This is a genomic window from Butyrivibrio hungatei, from assembly GCF_001858005.1.
Classification (GTDB): Bacteria; Bacillota; Clostridia; order Lachnospirales; family Lachnospiraceae; genus Butyrivibrio; species Butyrivibrio hungatei.
On record NZ_CP017831.1, the window covers coordinates 269,615 to 289,166 of the forward strand.

General features: G+C 43.3%; 22 protein-coding genes. 21 read left to right on the top strand and 1 reads right to left on the bottom strand.

What is annotated here, in order from left to right; all coding sequences use genetic code 11:
- Positions 1-128 precede the first annotated feature (128 nt).
- The 21 genes from bhn_RS01570 to bhn_RS01665 all read left to right on the top strand — a co-directional run bounded on the left by bhn_RS01570 (position 129) and on the right by bhn_RS01665 (position 18,373).
- Positions 129-1,241 (top strand): cell wall hydrolase, encoded by a 1,113-nt coding sequence (locus bhn_RS01570; protein WP_071175058.1) that lies wholly within the window; start codon positions 129-131, stop codon positions 1,239-1,241.
- 125 nt (positions 1,242-1,366) lie between these two features.
- Entirely contained in the window at positions 1,367-2,359 is a 993-nt protein-coding gene (gene argF, locus bhn_RS01575) for an ornithine carbamoyltransferase (RefSeq protein ID WP_071175059.1), read from the top strand.
- Between the two features lies 1 nt (position 2,360).
- Positions 2,361-3,164 (top strand): biotin--[acetyl-CoA-carboxylase] ligase, encoded by an 804-nt coding sequence (locus bhn_RS01580; RefSeq protein WP_071175060.1) that lies wholly within the window; start codon positions 2,361-2,363, stop codon positions 3,162-3,164.
- A gap of 12 nt (positions 3,165-3,176) precedes the next feature.
- Positions 3,177-3,992 carry a type III pantothenate kinase gene (locus bhn_RS01585; RefSeq protein ID WP_071175061.1) on the top strand — a complete coding sequence of 272 codons (816 nt, stop codon included), beginning with the start codon at positions 3,177-3,179 and terminating at the stop codon, positions 3,990-3,992.
- An 18-nt stretch (positions 3,993-4,010) separates the two neighbouring features.
- Positions 4,011-4,493, top strand: a complete 483-nt coding sequence (locus tag bhn_RS01590) for a DUF6145 family protein (RefSeq protein WP_236845945.1) — start codon at positions 4,011-4,013, stop codon at positions 4,491-4,493.
- Positions 4,494-5,471, top strand: coding sequence for a tRNA dihydrouridine synthase DusB (dusB, locus tag bhn_RS01595; RefSeq protein WP_071175062.1), 978 nt, complete (start codon positions 4,494-4,496; stop codon positions 5,469-5,471).
- A 144-nt stretch (positions 5,472-5,615) separates the two neighbouring features.
- Positions 5,616-6,101, top strand: coding sequence for a transcription elongation factor GreA (gene greA / locus bhn_RS01600; protein ID WP_071175063.1), 486 nt, complete (start codon positions 5,616-5,618; stop codon positions 6,099-6,101).
- 119 nt (positions 6,102-6,220) lie between these two features.
- Positions 6,221-7,789, top strand: a complete 1,569-nt coding sequence (gene lysS / locus bhn_RS01605) for a lysine--tRNA ligase (RefSeq protein ID WP_071175064.1) — start codon at positions 6,221-6,223, stop codon at positions 7,787-7,789.
- A gap of 361 nt (positions 7,790-8,150) precedes the next feature.
- The gene (locus bhn_RS01610) at positions 8,151-8,594 is read left to right on the top strand and encodes a MarR family winged helix-turn-helix transcriptional regulator (protein ID WP_071175065.1); all 444 of its coding nucleotides are present in this window, start codon (positions 8,151-8,153) and stop codon (positions 8,592-8,594) included.
- Positions 8,587-8,739 (top strand): GNAT family N-acetyltransferase, encoded by a 153-nt coding sequence (locus bhn_RS15880; RefSeq protein ID WP_236845946.1) that lies wholly within the window; start codon positions 8,587-8,589, stop codon positions 8,737-8,739. Before bhn_RS01610 ends, bhn_RS15880 begins: the two co-directional genes overlap by 8 nt.
- On the top strand, positions 8,729-9,064 hold the full coding sequence (locus bhn_RS01615; RefSeq protein ID WP_236845947.1) for a GNAT family N-acetyltransferase: 336 nt from the start codon (positions 8,729-8,731) through the stop codon (positions 9,062-9,064). The genes bhn_RS15880 and bhn_RS01615 overlap by 11 nt, the downstream gene beginning before the upstream one ends.
- A 23-nt stretch (positions 9,065-9,087) precedes the next feature.
- On the top strand, positions 9,088-9,642 hold the full coding sequence (locus bhn_RS01620) for a DUF5714 domain-containing protein (RefSeq protein WP_071175066.1): 555 nt from the start codon (positions 9,088-9,090) through the stop codon (positions 9,640-9,642).
- 92 nt (positions 9,643-9,734) lie between these two features.
- Positions 9,735-10,937, top strand: a complete 1,203-nt coding sequence (locus bhn_RS01625; RefSeq protein ID WP_071175067.1) for an MFS transporter — start codon at positions 9,735-9,737, stop codon at positions 10,935-10,937.
- Positions 10,938-11,102: 165 nt separating this feature from the next.
- The gene (locus bhn_RS01630; protein ID WP_071175068.1) at positions 11,103-11,873 is read left to right on the top strand and encodes a hypothetical protein; all 771 of its coding nucleotides are present in this window, start codon (positions 11,103-11,105) and stop codon (positions 11,871-11,873) included.
- 126 nt (positions 11,874-11,999) lie between these two features.
- Positions 12,000-13,610, top strand: a complete 1,611-nt coding sequence (locus bhn_RS01635) for an ABC transporter substrate-binding protein (RefSeq protein WP_071175069.1) — start codon at positions 12,000-12,002, stop codon at positions 13,608-13,610.
- On the top strand, positions 13,603-14,526 hold the full coding sequence (gene nikB / locus bhn_RS01640; protein WP_071175070.1) for a nickel ABC transporter permease: 924 nt from the start codon (positions 13,603-13,605) through the stop codon (positions 14,524-14,526). Before bhn_RS01635 ends, nikB begins: the two co-directional genes overlap by 8 nt.
- Positions 14,526-15,344 carry an ABC transporter permease gene (locus bhn_RS01645; protein ID WP_071175071.1) on the top strand — a complete coding sequence of 273 codons (819 nt, stop codon included), beginning with the start codon at positions 14,526-14,528 and terminating at the stop codon, positions 15,342-15,344. The genes nikB and bhn_RS01645 overlap by 1 nt, the downstream gene beginning before the upstream one ends.
- 3 nt (positions 15,345-15,347) lie before the next feature.
- The gene (locus tag bhn_RS01650; protein ID WP_022762018.1) at positions 15,348-16,070 is read left to right on the top strand and encodes an ATP-binding cassette domain-containing protein; all 723 of its coding nucleotides are present in this window, start codon (positions 15,348-15,350) and stop codon (positions 16,068-16,070) included.
- A 1-nt stretch (position 16,071) separates the two neighbouring features.
- A complete protein-coding gene (locus bhn_RS01655; RefSeq protein WP_071175072.1) occupies positions 16,072-16,812 on the top strand; it encodes an ABC transporter ATP-binding protein in 741 nt (246 codons plus the stop codon).
- 38 nt (positions 16,813-16,850) lie between these two features.
- The gene (locus bhn_RS01660; RefSeq protein WP_083385615.1) at positions 16,851-17,612 is read left to right on the top strand and encodes a class I SAM-dependent methyltransferase; all 762 of its coding nucleotides are present in this window, start codon (positions 16,851-16,853) and stop codon (positions 17,610-17,612) included.
- Positions 17,613-17,632: 20 nt separating this feature from the next.
- On the top strand, positions 17,633-18,373 hold the full coding sequence (locus bhn_RS01665) for a DUF4198 domain-containing protein (RefSeq protein ID WP_161487277.1): 741 nt from the start codon (positions 17,633-17,635) through the stop codon (positions 18,371-18,373).
- 18 nt (positions 18,374-18,391) lie between these two features.
- Here bhn_RS01665 and bhn_RS01670 read toward each other — a convergent pair whose 3' ends face one another.
- Entirely contained in the window at positions 18,392-19,348 is a 957-nt protein-coding gene (locus bhn_RS01670) for a succinylglutamate desuccinylase/aspartoacylase family protein (RefSeq protein ID WP_071175074.1), read from the bottom strand.
- Between the last annotated feature and the right edge of the window lie 204 nt (positions 19,349-19,552).

The window sequence follows — 19,552 nt, forward strand, 5'->3', positions numbered from 1 at the left end:
ACAAAAATTTCGATTTTTGCTAATATCTGTTTCGGATATTTGCTTGACGGTAATAAGTCGCAATATATTCGTAATATTTACTTAGACGGTCGTTTGAGTAATACATACATTTAGAGGTAAGCAAAGATATGAAAAAAGAATCACAGTTATCCACTAGGATAATGAGACTTATCATGTTTTGCGGTCTCGTCTTGATTCTATTCGTTTCCCAGGGGTTAACAGCATATGCAGGAGGCGGCGCTACTTACGCCAGTTATTCTACAGGTATCTCCAGCATTGTTAGTCCTACTACACCACTTGGAATCGATAGAACAGCTACAGAAGTTAAGGTGGCGGAGAGCGTAGATAAGTCCTCAGATGCCAGTTCTTCTGCTTCATCTGAGTCTAAGGAATCTAAACTCGTCATGTCCAATGTAAGTCAGGCCATGAATATTCGAGAAGAGCCTGCAGAGGATGCGCAGAAGGTCGGAGTTCTATACAAGGACTGTGGCGGCAAGGTAATAGAGAGAAGAGATGGATGGACCAAGCTTCAGTCAGGTGACTTGATCGGTTGGGCCAAGGATGAGTATCTTCTTTTTGGAGAAGACGCTGAGAGCTTAGCAGCAGACGTTGGTAAGCAGCTGGTTACAAGCCAGAGTAGCGCGCTCAATGTTAGATCAGAGGATTCAGAGGACGGAGAGGTCATCGGAGTTCTCGGAGAAAAAGCTTTCGTTGATATGATCGAGGATCTCGGCAATGGCTGGATCAGCGTAGATTACAACGACGAAGTAGGTTATGTTCAGGCTGAATATGTCACAACTGAGTTCAAGATCGACCAGGGTGAGACGATCGCAGCCATAAAGGTTCGTGAAGAGCAGGAAAAGAAAGCAGCTCTTACAAAGAACACCGGCGCAGTTTCTGCTGATGCTGATGAAGTTAAGCTTCTGGCAGCACTTATCCAGTGCGAAGCAGGTAACCAGCCATATGAAGGAAGAGTAGCCGTAGGTGCGGTAGTTATGAACCGAGTTAAGAGCGGCGCTTATCCTAACACTATTTACAGTGTTATTTATGCATCAGGACAGTTTACACCAGCTATCAATGGTACAGTTGCCAAGGTTTATAACAGCGGCAATATCTACGATATGAACTACCAGGCAGCTGAGGCAGCTATTAACGGTGAGACAACTGTTGGTACAGCACTTCACTTCAGACGTATCAATGGTCATGAAGGAATCATTATCGGAGCGCATGTATTCTGGTAATATTCATCAAAACTGAATATTTATACAAATTTATTAACAAAACTGAATATTTATGCTATTATAAAGGGGGTTGCAATTGCAATCCCCTAATTAATTAGTATTTATATTTTCAGGAGGATAAAAAGATGAATTTGTACGGAAAAGATTTTTTGAAACTGCTTGATTTTACACCTGAGGAAATCCTTTATCTTATTGACCTTTCTGCAGAGTTTAAGGAAAAGAAGAAAAAAGGCATTCTTCATGATGAGCTAAAGGGCAAGAATGTCGCTCTTATCTTTGAAAAGACCAGTACCCGTACAAGATGCGCTTTTGAAGTTGCAGCACATGACCTGGGAATGGGCACAACTTATCTTAATCCAACTGATTCACAGATAGGTAAAAAGGAAAGCATCGCCGACACAGTAAGAGTTCTTGCCGGAATGTTTGATGGAATCGAATACAGAGGCTTTGAGCAGGAAATAGTTGAGACTATGGCTAAGTATAGTAAGGTTCCCGTATGGAACGGACTTACCAACGAGTTCCACCCAACTCAGATGCTGGCTGATGCCCTTACTATCAAAGAGCACTTTGGAAAGCTTAAAGGCATCCACCTTGTATATATGGGTGATGCAAGGTACAATACAGGTAATTCACTGATGGTTATGTGTGCAAAGCTTGGCATGCATTTCACTGCAGTATCCAATAAGAAATATTTCCCAAGTCAGGAACTTATTGATACCTGCAAGGATATTGCCAAATCCACCGGAGCTGTGATAGATTTTAGTGAGGACCCGATTGAAGGAACAAAGGGTGCCGATGTTGTTTACACAGATATCTGGGTTTCCATGGGAGAGCCAGAGAGCGAGTGGGAGCAGCGAATCAAGGACCTCGAGCCTTATCGTGTTACCAAAAAGATCATGGACAACGCTGGAGAAGGAAGCGTATTTATGCATTGTCTTCCATCCTTCCACGATCTGAATACAGGAATAGGCCGGGAAGTTAAAGAAAAATATGGACTCGATGAGATAGAAGTAACTGACGAAGTCTTTGAGTCAGATAAATCTATTGTCTTTGAGGAAGCAGAGAACCGCATGCACACCATTAAGGCTGTGATGTATGCTACTTTAAAGGAAAACTAACATGCTAGGCTATGAAGAAATTAAAGGGCAGCTCCATACCAAATGGGCTGCCCGTAATCTTGTTTATAAGGATGTTACAGGCTCCACCAATGATGATGCCAAAGCCCTTGGGGAAGAAGGCGCTCCTCATGGCACACTGGTGGTGGCTGACGTTCAGAATAAAGGAAGAGGCACCAGAGGAAGGTCCTGGGAAAACCCAAAGGGCACCAATATAGCCATGAGCCTTCTCATAAGACCTGACGCACCACCTGACAAGATATCCATGCTCACTCTGGTCATGGGCCTATCCGTTGCAGAGGGCATAGATAGCGCTGTTGGAAAGAATGTTACATCTATCAAGTGGCCTAACGACGTAGTGATAAATAGTAAAAAGATCTGTGGAATCCTTACAGAGCTTCACATGAATCCTGATAATACTATTGGCGATGTGGTCATTGGAGTAGGAATAAACGTTAAGCTTAAGGATATTCCTGAGTCCATCAAAGATATAGCAGGTTCCATCCTTTCAGAAACAGGAAAGGACATCGACAGGTCTTTTGTTGTAGCAAGCTGCATGAAGGCTTTTGAAGAAAACTATGAGAAATACATTAAGACCTATGATCTGGCTCTTTTAAAAGAGCAGTATGAAAAGAGACTCATAAATATAGGAAAAGAAGTAAGAATCCTAGACCCGAAGGGTGAATATGAAGCAGTCGCAGAAGGAATAACTCCAAATGGGGCGCTGATAGTTCGCACCAAAGATGGTACAATAAAGGAAGTTAATGCCGGTGAAGTATCCGTTCGCGGACTTTACACTTATGCATAAAAGGAGCAGACAATGATTCTTGTAATTGATGTAGGAAATACAAATATCACTTATGGAATATTCAAGGGAGAAAAGCTTGTGACATCCTTCAGGATGGTTTCCAAGATGACTCATACTTCTGATGAGTACGGAATCAAGCTTCTGGAATTCCTGCATGTAAACGAGATCAAAAAAGAAGAGATCGAAGGCGTAATGATCGCAAGCGTTGTGCCTCAGCTTATGCATGCTCTTGTAAATGCAATACTCAAATACATTGGCAAGAAGCCATATATTGTAGGCCCTGGAATCAAGACAGGTATCAAGATTGCAATTGATAACCCTAGAGAAGCAGGCCCTGATCTTATTGTTGACGCTGTGGCAGGCTACGAGCTGTACGGCGGACCTGTTCTTGTAATTGACTATGGAACAGCTACTACTTATATTATTGTAAATGAAAAGGGCGAGTTTTTTACCGGTGTTGTTGCACCAGGTATCAGAATCTCAGCCAAGGCCCTTTGGGAAGATACAGCCAAGCTTCCTGAGATCGAAATCAAGAAGCCATCAAGCATTCTGGCAAAAGAGACTATTTCCAGCATGCAGGCAGGACTCATCTACGGACAGATCGGCCAGACCAAGTATATTGTTAATGAGATGAAAAGAGAATCGGGCTTTGCTAACATGAAAGTCGTTGCAACCGGTGGACTTGGAAGACTTATTGCAGAAGAGACAGAGGAGATCGATATTTACGATCCAACACTTACACTGAAAGGTCTTCAGATCCTTTATGAAAAGAACCGAAGGAGCAAGCCACAGCTTAATGACTTTGAAGACAGTGACAGACCAGAATAATATAGATTTGGAGAAAAAATGAGCGCTAAAGATTTTGAAGAACAATACAAAAAAGAATTTGAAGATAATGGATCTATTGAAAATGAGCAGGAAGAGCTCAAGATAGATGAAATGCAAAAGACTAATAAAGGCAGAGTCTTTGAAGAGACTGCTGGTGGAAGGGTAGTTCTCTGCGGAGCCAATGCTTACGAGCAGAAGTATTACTTCAATCCTATATTCAAGCAGATTCCTGAGAGTATAAAAAAAGAGCTGAATATCATCAGTGTTCTTTTCACTCAGGAAGCAGGCGGAATCTTCACAATAGTTTTTGAAGAGGATGGAAGCATCAGTATCGAGACTAATGCAGATGAAGAGGATATCACTTATGATGAGATCACAGCAGGTCTACTTGTAGGTGAGGTTCGCAGAAAGAGACAGGACCTCTTTGAGGCGCTTGGACTCTATTACAGGATCTACGTACTCCACGAAAATCCTGCAGATATTTTAGGAAGCGAGGATTAAATGTCAGGATACGGCAAGCTTCAGATTGGAAGCGTAACCTTAGACAATAACATAATCTTAGGACCTATGGCAGGCGTTTCTGACCTGCCTTTTCGTCTGTTATGCAGAGAAATGGGCGCTGGTCTTGTGTGCATGGAAATGGTAAGTGCCAAGGCAATCACTTACAAGAACAAGAACACAGGGATGTTAATGGAGATCCATAAGGATGAACATCCTGTTTCTTTGCAGCTCTTTGGCTCTGAGCCAGAGATAATGCAGCAGGCAGTTGAGATGATCAAGGACAGGCCTTACGATATCCTGGATGTCAATATGGGATGTCCTGTACCGAAAGTGGTTGGAAATGGCGAAGGCTCTGCACTTATGAAGAACCCAGCCCTTATAGAGAAAATCGTTGCTGCTCTTGTGGAAGTCTCTGACAGACCTGTTACTGTCAAGATCAGAAAAGGCTTTAACGAGAACATGGTAAACGCCGTCGAGTGTGCACAGGCAGCAGAGGCAGGCGGTGCGGCAGCAGTTGCAGTTCACGGCAGGACCAGAGAACAGTATTACTACGGCGAAGCAGACTGGAACATCATTCGTCAGGTCAAAGAGGCAGTGAAGATTCCTGTAATAGGGAATGGAGATGTCACAGATGGACCATCAGCCAAGCGAATGTTTGAAGAGACAGGATGCGATGGAGTAATGGTGGCTAGAGCTGCCCAGGGAAATCCCTTTATCTTCAGGGAGATCAAAAGCTTTTTTGAAACAGGAAAGGCTTGTGATAGGCCTACTAAAGAGGAAATCTATGATACAGTTCTAAGGCATGCAGATCTGCAGCTGGAATATAAGGGTGAATTCATAGGAATCCGCGAGATGAGAAAGCATGTTTCCTGGTACACAACAGGTATGGCAGGAAGTGCCAAGTTTAGAAACGAGATCAATCAGATGGAAAATATGGAATCCCTTAAGGAAGCCTGTAAGAAGCTGTTTTTATCCTGAATACAGCAATTAAGTAAATGTTAATTTCTGTATCATTGACAGTATAATTTATAGACTGTATAATAGCAAAGTTAAAATAGCTTTTTAAGTTTTTTAAGACAATGTAGATATAAATCGAATCTTTACGAAGGGTAGGATTTAATAATGGAAGAAAAGAAAAATATCTTAACTTATGAAGGTCTCAAGAAATACGAAGATGAGCTTCATGAACTCAAAGTAGTTAAGAGAAAAGAAGTTGCTGAGAAGATCAAAGAGGCAAGAGAACAGGGTGACCTTTCAGAGAACGCTGAGTATGATGCAGCTAAAGATGAGCAGCGTGATATCGAGGCTAGAATTGAAGCCCTTGAGAAGATTCTTAAAAACGCGGAAGTAGTAGTTGAGGAAGACGTAGACCTTAACAAGATCAGCATCGGATGTAAGGTTAAGATTCGTGACCTTGAGTTCAATGAGGATCTTGAGTACAAGATCGTAGGTTCATCAGAGGCTAACAGCCTTAAGGGTAAGATCTCTAACGAGTCTCCAGTTGGTAAGGCTCTTATCGGAGCTAAGAAGGGACAGACAGTTTCTGTTGAGACACAGGCTGGTGTTCTTAAGTACAAGGTGCTTGGCATCGAGAGATCAGAGAACTAAAAGATTCAGCCACAGGCTGAGTTTGGATTAGACATTCAGAGCCAGCGATTTTGACGATTCGCTGGCTTTATTAGAGTAAACACGCAGGCCTATAGGTCTGTAATCAGGAGGAAGAAAAAGTGGCAGATAATAATCAGCAGAACAATCAGCAGAATGCACCACAGGAAGACGTTGGACGTCTTCGTCAGGTTAGAAGAGACAAGCTTACTGAGCTTCAGGCAGCAGGAAGAGATCCTTTCCAGATCGTTAAATATGATCAGACACATCACACCAAAGAAGTAAGGGACAACTTTGAGGCACTTGAGTTTGTGGCTCCAGTTGATGAAGAAGGCAAGGCAGTTATAGTACCTATGTCAGACATTCCTTCAGACAAGCTCGTATCTCTTGCAGGCCGTATGATGAGCAAGCGTGTAATGGGTAAGGCATCATTTGCTAACCTTCAGGACAGAGATGGACGCATGCAGCTCTATGTTTCTAGAAATGACCTTGGCGATGAGGCATATGCTGATTTCAAGAAGATGGATATCGGCGATATCATCGGTGTTAAGGGATTTGCCTTCAGGACCAAGACTGGTGAGATCTCAGTTCACGTTAAGGAGCTGGTTCTTTTATCTAAGTCACTTATGCCACTTCCTGAGAAGTTCCACGGACTTACAGATACAGAAATCAGATACAGACAGCGTTACGTTGACCTTATCATGAATGAAGACGTTAAGGAAACATTCAAGAAGAGATCAGCAATCCTTCGCGAGATCCGTAACTTCCTTGCAGATAGAGATTTCATGGAAGTTGAAACTCCTATGCTCGTTGAGAACGCAGGTGGCGCAGCTGCAAGACCATTCATCACACATTACAACGCACTTGATGAAGAGCGTAAGCTCCGTATCTCTCTTGAGCTTTATCTTAAGAGACTTATCGTTGGTGGCCTTGAGAGAGTATACGAGATCGGCCGTGTATTTAGAAACGAAGGTGTAGATACAAGACACAACCCAGAGTTCACACTTATGGAGCTCTATCAGGCATATACAGACTATGAAGGAATGATGGAACTTACAGAGTCTATGTTCCGTTACCTTGCTGAGAAGGTTTGCGGCACAACACAGATCAAGTACGGTGATAACATCATCGACCTCGGCAAGCCATTCGAGCGTCTTACAATGAACGACGCAATCAAGAAGTATACAGGAATTGATTTTGATACAGTTAAGACTGACGAGGAAGCTAAGGCTCTTGCAAAAGAGAAAGGCATCGAGTTCGAGGATCGTCACACTAAGGGCGATATCATCAACCTCTTCTTTGAGGAGTTCTGCGAGAAGAACCTGATCCAGCCTACATTCATCATGGATCACCCTCTTGCTATTTCACCTCTTACCAAGAAGAAGCCTACAGATCCTGAGAAGGTTGAGCGTTTCGAGCTCTTCATCAACACTTGGGAGATGTGCAACGCATACTCAGAGCTTAACGATCCTATCGATCAGCGTGAGCGTTTCGCAGCTCAGGATGCTAACGCAGCAGCCGGCGACGAAGAAGCAGAGCACACAGATGAGGACTTCCTCAACGCACTTGAAGTTGGTATGGCACCTACTGGTGGTATCGGCTATGGCATTGACCGTCTCTGCATGCTCCTTACAGACAGCGCAACAATCAGAGACGTGCTTCTCTTCCCGACCTTGAAATCCAGTAAGTAACACACGGACTCATTAGGAATCACTGAAATCCATAGACGTACTATGTTATCCAAAAATAATAGGACATCAGTGGTGTGTCAAAAGACAATTTCTACTTGCTTAAAAATCGCATTTTGGGATAGGAACTTTTAAAGTTTCTATCCCAGGGTAATTGTCAAAGGAATAATCGGTTCTGACACATTACACATTTGACCACATTTCTCGAAGGAAGGCAAAAAGAAATACCAGTCAGAGGTCAGTCATGATCAGGCATGCAGAGCCATGTAGTTGTTTATAACGGCTATATGGCTTTTTTATATTATAAATTAGTTGACAAATACAACTAATGATTTTATCATTTAAATCCATAGGAGGGCATTCGATGGATAAGGTAAAACTATTTCGAGAAAGTACCAGAGAATTAGAACGTAATCTTGAGAAGCTAAACAGTTCTGATTGCTGTCAATGTAACGTCAATACATCTCAATGCTTTCTGGTTGTTGAGATAGGCAGAAAATCCGGAATATGTGTAAAGGAACTTGCTGAACTTCTTAAGATGGATAAAAGTGCTGTAAGCAGATCTGTAGAAGAACTTGTCCAAAAAGGATATGTTTTGCGAGAACCTTCAAAAAGGGACCGTAGGTGTGTAGTGCTTAATCTGACTGATGAAGGAATGGCAAGATTCAATACAATAGAAAAAGATATGAATTTGAAGTTTGAGAGAGTTTTTTCAATGATTCCAAAGGAAAAACAGAGTCAGGTTTTAGAGGCATTAAATATCTATAATGATGCGATAAAAAAATCGGAGGTGGAATGCTGTGATTAGAGAAATGAGAGATGAAGACTGGGGGACAGTATCAGAGATTTACAAGCAGGGATTAGAAGAGGGAACATCAACTTTTAATACAGAGTGTCCTAGTTTTACTGAGTGGAATGAAGACCACGTAAAGAATTGCAGGTTTGTTTTTTGAGGAAGAAGGAAAGGTTGTAGGCTGGATAGCGTTAAGTCCTTCTTCGAGTAGGTGCGCATATAAAGGCTGCGTTGAAATGAGTGTATATGTTGATAGAAACTATAGAGGTCATGGGATAGGAACAGCTTTGGTAAATACGATTATCCGAGAAGCTGAGAAAGATGGATATTGGAGCATATATTCTGCAATATTTTCAATTAATAAAGCAAGTATAGCCTTACACAAAAAATGTGGTTTCAGGGAAATTGGCTATAGGGAAAGAATAGCTAAAGATCGATTTGGAAAATGGCAGAACACAACTCTTATGGAGTACAGAGCTTCATAATTAGTTTATAGGAGAAGCTACTTATGACTATTGAAGAAAAAGCAAACAGGATTATTGAAGATATACGTAATGAAAAAGGCGTAAATCCTATCAAGATGTTTAAGTCAATGGCAAAAAAAGAGTATATAAGCATACATGGGCCAGAGCATCATATATTAGATGGGGCATGTCTTTTAATGGCTTATCATAATGCAGGTGGCAAAATAGATATAGACTCTGCTTTGGAGAAGCTTTTGAAAGAAGGACTCCGGATGCCGGGAGCAATGTGCGGACTGTGGGGAATATGCGGAGCGATAACATCTATAGGAGCAGCCCTTTCTATTATTGATGGTACAGGACCACTTTCTGAGGATGGCACATGGGGAGATCACATGGCATTTACATCAAGCGCCATAGGAGAACTTGGCCAGATAAATGGCCCAAGATGTTGTAAAAGAGATGCTATGATTGCGTTCAAGCATGGAATAGAGTACGTAAGACAGCACTACGGGGTGCAGATCGAATATGAGAAGCAACACTGTGAGTTCTCATCGCAGAACCAGCAGTGCATCAAAGAAAGATGCCCTTTCTTTGGATAATGGAAAGCTTTTGGTTTCGGACGAATTAGAAATTATGGAACTTTGAATTTCAGGATAATGAAATAAGCAAATCGGAATTAGTGGAGTAGAACATGGATAAAAAAAGGGCTTTGTCTGGCGCCATAATATTTATAACCCTGATGGGAATCGTAAGTCTGTTTTCGGACATGACTCATGAAGGCGCCAGAAGCATATTGGGCGAATATCTGAACCTCGCAGGGGCATCCGCTGCAACCATCGGATTTGTGTCCGGTATAGGAGAATTGTGCGGGTATTCACTAAGGCTCATATCCGGATTTATAGCAGATAAAACGAAGAAATACTGGACATTTGTTATCACAGGCTATGTAATACAGGCTCTGGCGATTCCTGCACTGGCACTCGTACCTGAACATGGCTGGATTTGGGCCTGCGGTCTTGTGATCCTGGAGCGTATCGGAAAAGCGATAAAAAAGCCTGCCAAAAACACATTGGTAAGCTTTGCGGCAAGCGAGATCGGAACCGGAAAAGGCTTTGCCTATCAGGAGTTTCTGGATCAGCTTGGCGCGTTTCTCGGACCGGTACTGCTTTTTGTAACAGCTCTTGTAAAAGGTAGAGACGACCTTTTTACAACATATAGGATCTCTTTTGCGATACTGCTTGTTCCTGCAATGATCACCATAGCTCTTGTTTTGACAGCAAAGATAAGATACCCTGATCCGGAGATCTTTGAAAAGCAGGAAGATAAACAGGCAAGCTTTGAATTCAGGAAGTCATTTGTTCTGTTCATGGCGGCCATCTGCTTTTTTGCTTTTGGCTTTGCAGACTTCACCCTGATCACACTTCATTCGGCTAATACCGGAGCATTTAATGAATCCATGCTCAGCCTGCTATATGCTGGGGCAATGGCTGTGGATGCCTTTGCTGCACTATTCTTTGGCTGGCTTTATGATAAGGTCGGGCTGAAGGCTCTGATCATTTCCACACTATGCAGCACATTCTTCTCATGTTTTGTTTTTATGACTGGAAATGCCTGGTTGATCGGAGCTGGGATAATTCTGTGGGGGATTGGAATGGGTGCGCAGGAAAGTATTATGAAAGCAGCTGTCAGCGGAATCGTCCCGCGTTCCATGCGAAGCACCGGTTTCGGAATATTTGAGACAGGATTTGGTATTGCGTGGTTTCTGGGCAGTTGGCTTCTCGGTGCCCTGTATGATTTGAATCCTGTGTATCTTGTCACTGTGTCTGTGGTATCACAGTTTCTGGCGATTGCATTTTATGCTTTATGCCTCTGGTGCAATAAGACAGAGTGCTAACAATTCCAGTTTGCTGGAATGAGCATTATACCGGAAGTTAATCTAATCATACCCATAAACATTTAAAGAATATTGCCGATATAAAAGATAGCAACGGAAATGCGTGTCTTTTCAATGGAATGAACATCCTTGAAAGGGCACGTTTTTTGTTATCTGGAGGCAATCATGGGTATAGCAGCGATAGCAAATGATTATTTAACAAGACCATTAGGATCTGCAGCTGGAAAAGAGACAACTCCCGTCATAAGTGAGACTGAAAGCTTTGGACAGAAGCTACAGGCTGAAACTGAGAAAAAATGTCCATACAGCTTTTTGGCGAAGGATGGAGTCATACAGTACAAAGGAGTTACTTTTGTCTGTGATTACAAGCAAAATGCCATAACGCTCGGAAATATGTATGAAAAGGATAAGGTCCTTAAGATTGCCCTTCCTAGTGGTGGAAGCCTTCATGTCAACGTGGACAACATTGATACTCTCTCTAAAGCAGCGAGTATGTTTACGCCCGAGAATCTAAACGCTATAATGCGTGCTATCCATGAGTATAATCATTGCACCAGGAAACGCATAGAGATAGAAGAAGAGAAAGCTGAGACTGCAGAGGAAGCTGCTGCAGAATCAGAAACACCAGATGCTGAGAAAGAGCCGGAGGTAGATAAAGCTACACTGGCAGAGCAGATAAATGCATTCAGGACAGAACTGTTCTATAAGCTTATCAATAATGAAACTGAGATAAAGATCCGGATAGGCAGCCAGGAGATGAGCATAAAGGAGTGGGATAAGCTCATGGACAGCATTGATAAAGAACTTGAGACTATTCACGAAGCACTTATGGAGAAAGAAGAAAAGCAGTCTGAAAAAGAGCAGGAAGAACGGATCAGAAAGCTTTTTGAAGATAGAAACACAAATGAAGAAATAACCACTGTGGTTGGCGTATAATTTAAGTCATTGAAAAAACTATAACCAACGTAGTAATAACCCCCCAGGGGGCTTGTGGAGTGGATTTCACAATGCTATCCTTTCCATTGTGTGAGGTAATTTAAGCACAGTGGAGGATACTATATTATGAAGAAAAAATTTCTAGCAGCACTTCTTGCTGCAACCATGACATTATCAATGGCAGCCTGTGGTTCCGGTGCAGGAACTCAGACAACAGAAACTCAGACAACAGAATCTGAGGCATCTGCTGATACACAGGCGACAACATCTGATGATCAGACAACTGACGCAAGTCAGTCTACAGCTACAGGTGAAAAGATTCTTCACACTGCAGCATCTTTTGCTTATCCAAGTCTTGATGTACATAAGGAGTACTACGGATGGTACACATCCATTTATGGAGTTTCAGAGGCACTGTTTAAGCTCGACGAGACCATGAGCGCTGTTCCATGCCTTGCTAAGGACGCAGTTGCAGATGGAAGCACATGGACTGTTACACTTAATGATGGTGTTCAGTTCTCAAACGGAAACCCTCTTACAGCTGATATGGTAATCAGAAACCTTCAGCGTCTTGCTGCAGAGAACAGCAGATTTGCTTATCTCGGCGATTTTGAAATGACTGCTACAGATGACAAGACAATCGTCATCGATACTAAGGAAGTTTATCCTACTCTTAAGAACGACCTTGCAAGCCCTGAGTGCGGAATGATCGATCTTGATGCAACAACAGATTTTGACAACGCACCTGTATGCACAGGCCCATTTGTTGTTACAGAGTTTATCCCTGAGGGAGACGTAACAGTAGCAAAGAACGAAAACTACTGGGGCGGCGATGTTAAGCTTGACGGCGCTGTATTCTACTACATGCAGGAGGATGATCCCAAGCTCCTTGCTATGCAGAGCGGCGAGATCGACTGCTACAACAGCGTTTCATCAGCAGCTCTTGAGGTTTATAACCAGAGCCCTGATCTGTACGATGTAGTTTCAATTCCCGGTGCACGTCTCCAGTTCTACATTCTCAATGAGAATACACTTGATGATTCTGTGAGAGAAGCAATCAATCTCACTGTTGATAAGGACAAGATCGCAGAGTACCTTTCAGGTACAGTATCTGCAGCAGTTGGACCATTCTCAACATCAGCTGCTTATGGCAAGGTAAATGTTCCTGCAGTAGATACTGCCAAGGCAAAAGAGCTTTTGGAGGCCGATGGTTATACACTTGGAGCTGACGGCATCTACGAGAAGGATGGTAATAAGCTCAGCATCAGCATTGCATACTATGCAGCAAGATCTCTTGATACTCTTGCAATCCTAATCCAGGAGCAGCTTAAGGCTGTTGGTATTGATTCAACACTTAGAGTTGAGGAAGATCCGGATGCTACTTACATTGCAAACGCTGACTTTGATCTTGCTCTTTACTGCATGATCGCTGATAAGTCAGGTGATCCTCTTTACTTCATCGACTCAACTCTTGCAGACGGAGCTTACTACAATGTAGGTGGATTTGAGAGTGCTGAGTGCCAGAGCATGATTGAGCAGCTCAGAATTGAGACAGATACTGCAAAGAGAGCAGAGCTTGCCAACAAGATCGTTCAGATTGCTATAGATGACAATGCATTTGGATATGTTGGACTTTTCAATAACACTACAGTTCTTCGTAAGGGCGTAAGCGGATTTGCAGAGTATGTTCCTTTCGATTTCTATGGAGTAGACGCAGAGACTGACATTAATGGCTAAACAAATACTTAAAAGGATCCTGGGACTTGCCCTGATACTTTTAGTGCTGAGCTTTCTTGTGTTTGGCATAATGTATCTGGCTCCCGGTGACCCTGCGGAAAAGAGACTCACCTCCCAGGGCGTGGTGGTCACAAAAGAAATACTGCAAGCGGAGCGGGAGAGGCTTGGCCTCCTCCGCCCCTTTATCGTTAGGTACGCGGAGTGGCTTTCGAATGTTCTTAGAGGAGATTTTGGTGTTTCCTTTAAGGATGATCTTCCCGTAGCGCCAAAACTGATAAAAGGGCTTAAGAACACATGTGGACTGGCTTTAACCAGTCTGCTTTTGGCGCTTATAATCTCTTTTCCACTGGGAATATGGTCAGCGGTCAAAAAGGGGAAATTGGTAGACCATATCGTCAGGCTCTTTTCATTTATAGGTAATTCTCTTCCGAATTTCCTGATATCAGTACTTTTGATGTATCTGTTTTGCATACATATCAAGGTCTTTCCCGTAATTGCAGATGGAAGCTTCAAAGGAATGATACTTCCGGCGCTTTCTCTGGCAATACCCATGGCGGGAAGGTTTACAAGACAGATAAGGAGCGAACTCCTGGATCAGCTTGGTGAAGAGTATGTTGTGGGAATGAAGTCCAGAAAGGTAAAGGGCAGATTTATTCTTATCAACAATGTCCTTAGAAACAGCCTTGGACACATACTTACAATAATCGGCCTTCAGATCGGAACCCTGATGGGAGGCAGCGTTGTTATTGAGAATATTTTCAGATGGCCGGGTATCGGCAAACTTGTGATGGATTCCATAACAGCCAGGGACTACCCTGTGATCATGGGCTTTGTGCTTATTATGGGAACAATCTATGTTGTTATAAATCTGATAGTTGATATTACCTACAGGCTTTTGGATCCGAGGTCTTTTTAATGAACCATAAACGGAAAAAGATTAACAGAATAAAAGTAATAATATCTGCAGGTGTTGCACTGCTTTTGGTGCTTATAGCTCTTTTCGCAAATGTAATTGCACCTAATGATCCATATGCAACAAGCGCATCAGCCATAAGGTCAGCTCCGTCCGGGGAATTTCTGTTTGGAACAGACAACCTGGGAAGATGCGTGTTTTCAAGAGTTTTATATGGAGCAAGGACAACTATAGCAGCTACATTTATATTGGTTGCGATTTCTTTCATCCTTGGAAGCTTTATCGGAGTACTTAGCGGATATTATGGCGGAATATTGGATGAAATTATGATGAGGATTGCCGATATTATGCTGGCATTTCCTCAGATGGTAGTAGCCATCGCGGTTGCGGGCATTCTTGGAGGAGGACTTTCAAGCGCCATGATCGCGCTGGGAATAACTATGTGGACCGGGTTTGCCAGACTTGCACGGAGTCATACTTTTGCCATAAAGAATTGCCCCTACGTGCAGGCTGCAAAACTGGCGGGAAAGAGTGGGCCGGCTATAATGATGGCCCACATACTTCCCAATATAATAGCACCACTTCTTACAAATGCCCTTACGCAGATAGGAACCACAATGATAGGTATCTCGGGCCTGTCCTTTTTGGGGCTTGGAGTTGTGCCACCCACTGCTGAGTGGGGATCAATGATCAATGAATCCAGGGCGTATATACAGATTGCACCTTGGGCTGTGCTGTATCCGGCAATTGCCACCATAGTCACCATCATAGTATTTAACTATCTTGGGGACTGCGTCATGGAATACAGAGATGAGGACTAATGCATGGATACAATACTTAGGATAAGCAATCTCTCTGCCGGTTACGGTGATGAGAATGTTATAAATGATATCTCTTTTGAGGTGGAAGCAGGTAAAAGAGTCTGCATCGTCGGCGAGAGCGGAAGCGGTAAATCTACGCTTCTGAAGGCTATTCATGGCTTTGGAGGTGTGACTGTAACAAACGGCAGTATAGAGACCCCAAAAGACATTTTGCTTGGCGTTGTGCCTCAGAATCCCGGGGGATCTTTTAATCCCATAAGGACTTACAAGGCACAGATCATGGAGGCGCTAAAGAGCAATAACATTGATTTTAAAATAGATGAAGTTGAGAAGACGCTCCGGATCCTGGGACTTAATGATGCTAAAAGAGCGCTTGCATCAAGGCCTTATGAGCTTTCAGGAGGCATGAACCAGCGTATGGCCATTGCCACAACAATGCTCCTGGAACCGGGGATTTTATTGTGCGATGAAGTTACAAGCGCCCTGGATGTTAAAACTGCAGGGATGGTTGTGGAGCAGCTTCTTGAGATCAACAAACTAAAGGGCACTACTATTCTGATGGTTACCCACCATTTGGGTATTGCATCTAAAATGGCTGATTACATTGGAATCATGAAAAATGGCAGGATGCTTGAGTATGGCCCTGCAAAAGAGATCCTGGAGAATCCGCAAAACGATTACACAAAGAATCTCTTGAAGGCCGTACCAAGACTGAAGGTGAGCTGATATGCCGGATTCAGATATAATTTTAGAAGGAAAAAATCTAAATAAAAGTTACGTTGATAAAGGCAAAAAATTACAGGCCTTAAAGGATGTGAGTTTCTTCCTGAAAAATGGAGAGATCCTTGGAATCGTCGGCGAGAGCGGAAGTGGAAAGAGCACCCTTCTTCGTCATGTCAGCTGCCTGGAAAAGCCTGATAGTGGAAATCTTTATTATAAGGGAACAGAGTATACAGGTAAGTCGCCGGCCTTTGCCGGAGCTTTTCTGCAGATGATATTTCAGGATGCCCAGATGTCTTTTGACCCAAGAATGAAGATGAAAAAAGCCGTTGTGGAAGCTACAAAGGGCTGTGGCCATGAAAAACTGTCACGAATCCTTGAGGCCGTTGGGCTTGATGAGAGTCTTTTGGAGAAAAAGGCAGGAAGCATGTCCGGAGGACAGTGCCAGCGAATGTCAATTGCAAGGGCGCTGTGTTCTGATGCCGGGATTCTTTTGTGCGACGAGGCAACAAGTGCGCTGGATGTTACAACTCAGGCCCAGGTAGTAGCTCTTTTGCAGCAGCTGAGGGAAAAAGAAGGGGTGTCGATCATATTTGTCTCCCACGACATCGCCCTGGTGAGCATGCTGTGCGACAGGATAATGGTAATGAAAAACGGAGAGTGTGTGGAAGAGGGAGAGACCGGTAAAGTTCTTGGAAATCCACAACATGAGTACACGAAAGAACTGCTTGATAATCTTATTGAGTAACAAACTTTTAGAAAAATAATTGAGGTATACATAGTAATATGACTAAACTTATGCAGATTCCTTTTGAGGAGGAAGCGGAAGATATCAAGGATAAAGTGGTGACCTATTGGTCCAAGAGGGCTGAGAGCTTTAGCGAGCACAAGCATGAGGAGATCCACAGCAAGAAGAAACAGCTATGGCAGGCGGAGTTTTCAAGGCACTTTTCAGCGGATGATAAGCTGTCTGTGCTGGATGTTGGATGCGGAGCCGGTTTTTTTGAAATGGTGTTGTCGGATTTCGGGTTTGAGGTGACGGGCGTGGATCTTACGCCTGAGATGATAGAGAAGGGAAAAGAGCTGCTTTCGCGCCATGGAGCAAAGGCGCGCCTTATGGTTATGGACGCAGAAAAATTGGATTTTGCCGATAGCTCTTTTGACCTGGTGATAAATAGAAATCTTGTCTGGACACTTCCGCATCCGGTGGAAGCCTACATGGAGTGGCACAGAGTGTTAAAGCCGGGAGGAATGCTGCTTGTGTATGATGCGGAGTATGCAAAGGGATTTCATCACTATGATCAGATGCAGAACCTTGCCCACAAAAATGTGACCGACGCCATGGTAGAGGAGTGCCATGATATTTACCACATGTTATCTATCAGCACTTTGGACAGACCGGAGTGGGACAAGGCTTGTCTTGAAAAGATCGGTTATGAAAATATAGTTACTGATCTTGGGGCGGGAGATAGACTCTATAGCGAGAAAGACCAGTTTTATATGCCTGACAGGATGTTTCTGGTAAAGGCTCAGAAAGCAATAGTCTAATAATATGAATGGAGTTTGAGATGAGAAGAGGAATTGATACTACAGATATGATGGTATATGGCCACGAAGCCTGGATAATCACTGACAAGAGTGTATATGAGCCGGGGGAAGAAGTCTGCGGAATAATGAGATGGGGACATCACATGAGACCGGACGGATTCTTTCGCCTTGATGAGATAAGAGCCTTTGCCACAGATGAAAAAGGAAACAGAATAGCAATAACACCGGTCAAAGGCCCCGGCGATGAGCAGGGAGACTACTATGAGCTTCGCTTTACGCCAGTTTCTGAGGGCATTTACACCCTTATGTGTATTTATGACAATAATTATGTAAGAGATGAAAAAGATGTGTATTATGAGGGCGACAGACGGACATATCCTGATATTCTTGATGCCAAGAACTATCCTCAGATATATGTGACAAACATAACTGTTGGAGATAAGAAGGGAACTCCCGAATTCATTCATGAGTCCAGGGTAAGCTTTGTACCAGATCCCTGGGAAGCAGACAGCGATGTGCTTCATTTAAAGCTCATCCACGACAAGTTTCCACTTAAAGGATCCACGGTAGTTGTTGTGTTCTATGATGGAAAAGAGTATTTTGAGAGAATCCTGAACACAGATGAGGAAGGCAGGATATTCTTCTCAGTGGAGAAAAAGGGTGTGTATATGGCCGTTACAAGAACTCCGCTGGCGGAAGGAATTCCCGGAATCTATGACAGCAAAGAGATAGCTTCAACATTCACATACGTTAAAAGGTAATACAAAAACAGGATGCATTCAACATGCATCCTGTTTTTGTATTACTCCGTAGGTCACCATGGGACCATTCTTGATTATGCTAAGAGATGAGCACTGGTGGATCAGAACTCCGTCAGTATTGGCAATGGCTGTGTGAAGGGGCCTTCCAAAGTAATCCCTTATCTCACCAAATTTATCACCTTTTGAAAATCTCTCTCCCACCTTTTTCTCCGGATACCAGCAGCCGGTGAATGGGGCATCGTCGCTGAATTCTCTGAGTTCTGTCTTGGGATATGTCTTGTACTCTCCTTCAATAAGACCAAGGAATTTCAAAATGTTCAGCACATCTTCTTTGTCTGCCTGTACCTCATCTTTTGGAAGGAGACTAAGCTGACCGCGTTCTATTAGAACACTGGGGATTCCGGCCATGGAGGCTGTGTTGTAGGCGCCTTCGGTGGTGCAGGTACTCTTTACGCAGTAGGAGGCGTTGACGCAGTCTACCATCTTTTTTGCAATATCACTGGCAGGAGAAGCTCCCACGTAGTATGCGTAGGGGATAAGAGTCTCATATCCATCTCCGCTATGCAGGTCAATGTAAGCATCAGCGTTTTTAATAAAAACATCAAACAGAAGGCTTGCCAGTCGATCGGCGGCTGAACCATCCTTGTCTCCCGGGAAGACTCTGTTGAGATTCTTGCCATCCTCATAAACAAGGGACATGGTTCTGTTTTCAAAACCTGACCTGTTGGCTAAGGGGATGATGATAAGATTTCCTGAAAGGTCTTTGGGAGAAATCTCATTAGAGAGTTCAATAGCTGCCTGAATGCCGACATATTCTGCGTTGTGAATGCCGGCTGTGACAAGAACGGTTTTGCCCGGCTTTTCTCCGCAGATGATGATGTGGGGAATGTGTATCTCAGTTCCGCCGACATGTATATGATCTTTTATCGTCTTGCCGGAGGAAAGTTCGTGTCCGGCTATATTTATTTTCTCCATAGTTTTTAAACCTCACTTCAGAGCCAAGGTTATCATGTTAGGACCGGGACTTTCAAGCCCCCTGGGGGGTTACATAGCTCCCGCGTACACAAAAAACCATAAACATCAGTACCACTTCAAGGCTTATCGTTGATAAGATTTCTCACGTTTGATAAGGATAAATAACCGATACAGATATTTATTGATTTTAACAGAACTGCGCAT

What these genes read in the sequence shown, in the direction of transcription:
- bhn_RS01570 (WP_071175058.1), top strand. Translation starts at nt 129, where the DNA reads ATGAAAAAAGAATCACAGTTATCCACTAGGATAATGAGACTTATCATG.
- argF (WP_071175059.1), top strand. Translation starts at nt 1,367, where the DNA reads ATGAATTTGTACGGAAAAGATTTTTTGAAACTGCTTGATTTTACACCT.
- bhn_RS01580 (WP_071175060.1), top strand. Translation starts at nt 2,361, where the DNA reads ATGCTAGGCTATGAAGAAATTAAAGGGCAGCTCCATACCAAATGGGCT.
- bhn_RS01585 (WP_071175061.1), top strand. Translation starts at nt 3,177, where the DNA reads ATGATTCTTGTAATTGATGTAGGAAATACAAATATCACTTATGGAATA.
- bhn_RS01590 (WP_236845945.1), top strand. Translation starts at nt 4,011, where the DNA reads ATGAGCGCTAAAGATTTTGAAGAACAATACAAAAAAGAATTTGAAGAT.
- dusB (WP_071175062.1), top strand. Translation starts at nt 4,494, where the DNA reads ATGTCAGGATACGGCAAGCTTCAGATTGGAAGCGTAACCTTAGACAAT.
- greA (WP_071175063.1), top strand. Translation starts at nt 5,616, where the DNA reads ATGGAAGAAAAGAAAAATATCTTAACTTATGAAGGTCTCAAGAAATAC.
- bhn_RS01610 (WP_071175065.1), top strand. Translation starts at nt 8,151, where the DNA reads ATGGATAAGGTAAAACTATTTCGAGAAAGTACCAGAGAATTAGAACGT.
- bhn_RS01620 (WP_071175066.1), top strand. Translation starts at nt 9,088, where the DNA reads ATGACTATTGAAGAAAAAGCAAACAGGATTATTGAAGATATACGTAAT.
- bhn_RS01625 (WP_071175067.1), top strand. Translation starts at nt 9,735, where the DNA reads ATGGATAAAAAAAGGGCTTTGTCTGGCGCCATAATATTTATAACCCTG.
- bhn_RS01630 (WP_071175068.1), top strand. Translation starts at nt 11,103, where the DNA reads ATGGGTATAGCAGCGATAGCAAATGATTATTTAACAAGACCATTAGGA.
- bhn_RS01635 (WP_071175069.1), top strand. Translation starts at nt 12,000, where the DNA reads ATGAAGAAAAAATTTCTAGCAGCACTTCTTGCTGCAACCATGACATTA.
- nikB (WP_071175070.1), top strand. Translation starts at nt 13,603, where the DNA reads ATGGCTAAACAAATACTTAAAAGGATCCTGGGACTTGCCCTGATACTT.
- bhn_RS01645 (WP_071175071.1), top strand. Translation starts at nt 14,526, where the DNA reads ATGAACCATAAACGGAAAAAGATTAACAGAATAAAAGTAATAATATCT.
- bhn_RS01650 (WP_022762018.1), top strand. Translation starts at nt 15,348, where the DNA reads ATGGATACAATACTTAGGATAAGCAATCTCTCTGCCGGTTACGGTGAT.
- bhn_RS01655 (WP_071175072.1), top strand. Translation starts at nt 16,072, where the DNA reads ATGCCGGATTCAGATATAATTTTAGAAGGAAAAAATCTAAATAAAAGT.
- bhn_RS01660 (WP_083385615.1), top strand. Translation starts at nt 16,851, where the DNA reads ATGACTAAACTTATGCAGATTCCTTTTGAGGAGGAAGCGGAAGATATC.
- bhn_RS01665 (WP_161487277.1), top strand. Translation starts at nt 17,633, where the DNA reads ATGAGAAGAGGAATTGATACTACAGATATGATGGTATATGGCCACGAA.
- bhn_RS01670 (WP_071175074.1), bottom strand. Translation starts at nt 19,348, where the DNA reads ATGGAGAAAATAAATATAGCCGGACACGAACTTTCCTCCGGCAAGACG.